Annotated in this window: 2 protein-coding genes and 1 other annotated feature; both genes read right to left on the bottom strand. The window is 40.2% G+C overall.

All coding sequences use genetic code 11. The features are described 5' to 3' along the window. Positions 1-97: 97 nt before the first annotated feature. Positions 98-1,528, bottom strand: coding sequence for a proline--tRNA ligase (gene proS, locus V7164_RS19975; protein ID WP_335345876.1), 1,431 nt, complete (start codon positions 1,526-1,528; stop codon positions 98-100). A gap of 113 nt (positions 1,529-1,641) precedes the next feature. After that, positions 1,642-1,856: a binding site (T-box leader), on the bottom strand. A gap of 102 nt (positions 1,857-1,958) precedes the next feature. Further along, positions 1,959-2,816 (bottom strand): alanine dehydrogenase (gene ald, locus V7164_RS19970; RefSeq protein ID WP_335355036.1); only part of this gene is annotated, 858 nt, incomplete at its 5' end.

Below are 2,816 nucleotides of genomic sequence, written 5' to 3'. Positions count from 1 at the left end.
ACTGATTTTACGCTTAAGCAGGCACCAGAACACTCTTCTGGTGACCGCGGGAACTAATTTCACGCTTGAACAAGGTCCAGAATGAAGCACATTTTATTTAATACGCCTTCGCCCAATATACTAGCTCATTAGCTTCACGTCCACAGCAGACGCACTCGGATGAAACAGCTTCTTGCTCAAATGGGATACATCTTGAAGTCACGCTTGTTTCTTCTTTTATTTTTTCTTCACACTCAAGCTCTCCGCACCACATGGCCTTTACGAAACCTGATTTATTGGCGAAAGTATCTTTAAATTCATCATAAGTTGTCGCAACATAGGTTTTTTGTTCGCGTAGCTCTTTTGCTTTATTATATAAATTTTGCTGAATGTCATCTAATACTTCTGTAAGCTTTGTCTCTAATTGATCCAGGCTAACAATCAATTTTTCCCCTGTATCGCGGCGGGCAAGTACGACTTGTTTATTTTCAATATCCTTAGGGCCAACCTCTAAACGAAGTGGAACACCCTTCATTTCATATTCATTAAATTTCCAGCCTGGCTTTTTGTCGCTTGCATCAATGCCCACACGCGCAAGTTTAGAAAGCTTGTCTTTTAAGTCATAGGCAAAATCAAGAACGCCTTCTTTATGCTGAGCAATTGGAACAATCATCACTTGAGTTGGAGCAGCTTTTGGCGGAATCACAAGTCCTCTGTCATCTCCATGAACCATGATCATGGCTCCAATGATGCGGGTCGTTAATCCCCATGATGTTTGATGTACATATTGCTGCTTTCCCTCTTTATCTAAATATTGAATGCCAAACGCTTTAGCAAATCCATCTCCTAAATGATGAGAAGTTCCAGATTGCAGTGCCTTTCCATCATGCATTAAGCTTTCAATTGTGTACGTAAACTTAGCCCCTGCAAACTTTTCTTTATCAGTCTTTCTACCTCTTACCACTGGTATAGCGAGGATATTTTCGCAAAGATCCGTATATACATCAAGCATTTGTTTTGTTTCTTCATGTGCGTCTTCATCAGTTGCATGACAAGTATGACCTTCTTGCCACTGAAATTCCATTGTACGCAGGAACGGTCTAGTTGTTTTCTCCCATCTCACAACATTTGCCCATTGATTGTATAGCTTAGGCAAATCCCGATATGAGTGGATAATATTACTATAATGCTCACAGAAAAGCACCTCTGAAGTTGGACGGACACATAAGCGCTCTGCCAGTTCTTCTGATCCCCCGTGCGTTACCCAAGCTACCTCTGGAGCAAATCCTTCGACATGGTCTTTCTCCTTTTGCAGCAAGCTTTCTGGAATAAATAAAGGCATATACACATTTTCATGACCTGTATCTTTAATGCGTTGATCCAATTCATTTTTAATATTTTCCCATAAAGCATAACCGTAAGGGCGCATAATCATGCATCCGCGTACACTTGAATAGTCGATTAGATCTGCCTTCGTTACAACATCTGTATACCACTGGGCAAAATCATCATCCATTGCTGTAATGTCTTTAACAAATTCTTTAGCCATTTCTTTACACCTCTTTTAAATTTTGAGGGACAAGGGGACGGTTCTGATGTCCTATTTTGCTGGGACACTAGATCCGTCTCCCTATCCCCTTATTAAAAAAAGCCATACTTCAAATTAGGGACCAATGCATGGCGGTACCACCCTAATTTAAAGCATAGCTTTACTCTCGAATCATGATAACGGATATGAACCCGCTTGTATCTTCAATATTTATCCGATACAGTACTCGGAGGCAGGTTCAAGTGACCGTTTATAGAAGTCTTGCACCAAATGACTTCCTCTCTAGAATAAACTGAAACACTTTACTAATCCTCGTCAATGTATTTACTCTATTTTTGGAAATTATATAAATAAATCTTCACAATGTCAAATCCCATTGAAAAAGCCCCCTAGCTTGAAGCTAAAAGGGCTTAAGTTGAAAAATTAATTCTTAGTTTTCGAAAGCTTGGTCAACAGATACATACTCATAACCAAGGTCTTTAGCAACCGCTTGGTAAGTAATGTTTCCGTTAAGGACGTTAACGCCTAGTTTTAATGATGCGTTGTCTTCAACTGCTTTCTTAACACCTTTGTTAGCAATTTGTAAAGCATAGTTGATCGTAACGTTTGTAAGGGCAATTGTAGAAGTTCTTGGAACAGCACCAGGCATATTTGCAACTGCATAGTGAACAACGCCATGCTTTTCATATGTTGGGTTGTCATGAGTTGTAATATGGTCAACTGTTTCAAAGATTCCGCCTTGGTCAACAGCCACGTCAATAACAACTGAACCAGGAGCCATTGTCTTAACCATTTCTTCTGTAACTAATTTAGGAGCTTTAGCACCAGGAATTAATACAGCACCAACTACAAGATCGCTTTCTTTAACAGCTTGAGCGATATTGAATGGGTTAGACATTAATGTTTGGATGTTGTTGCCGAAAATATCGTCTAATTGACGAAGACGCTCAGGGCTAAGGTCGATAATCGTAACTTGAGCACCAAGTCCGATTGCCATTTTCGCAGCATTAATACCAACTACTCCACCGCCAACGATAGTAACTTTACCGCGTGAAACGCCTGGTACGCCTGCAAGAAGGATGCCTTTTCCGCCATTAGTCTTTTGCAAGAATTGAGCTCCAATTTGAGTAGCCATACGTCCAGCTACTTCACTCATTGGAGTAAGTAATGGCAATGTACGATTTACTTCAACTGTTTCATATGCAATCGCTGTAACACCAGTATCTACTAGAGCTTTAGCTAATTCTGGCTCTGCAGCTAGGTGTAGATATGTGAATAATACTAAATC

Origin of the sequence: Bacillus sp. JJ1474, assembly GCF_036965225.1 — a bacterium.
Taxonomy (GTDB): domain Bacteria; phylum Bacillota; class Bacilli; order Bacillales; family Cytobacillaceae; genus Cytobacillus.
Note: the sequence above shows the minus strand (reverse complement) of the source record. Positions and strands in the feature narration are given on the sequence as shown.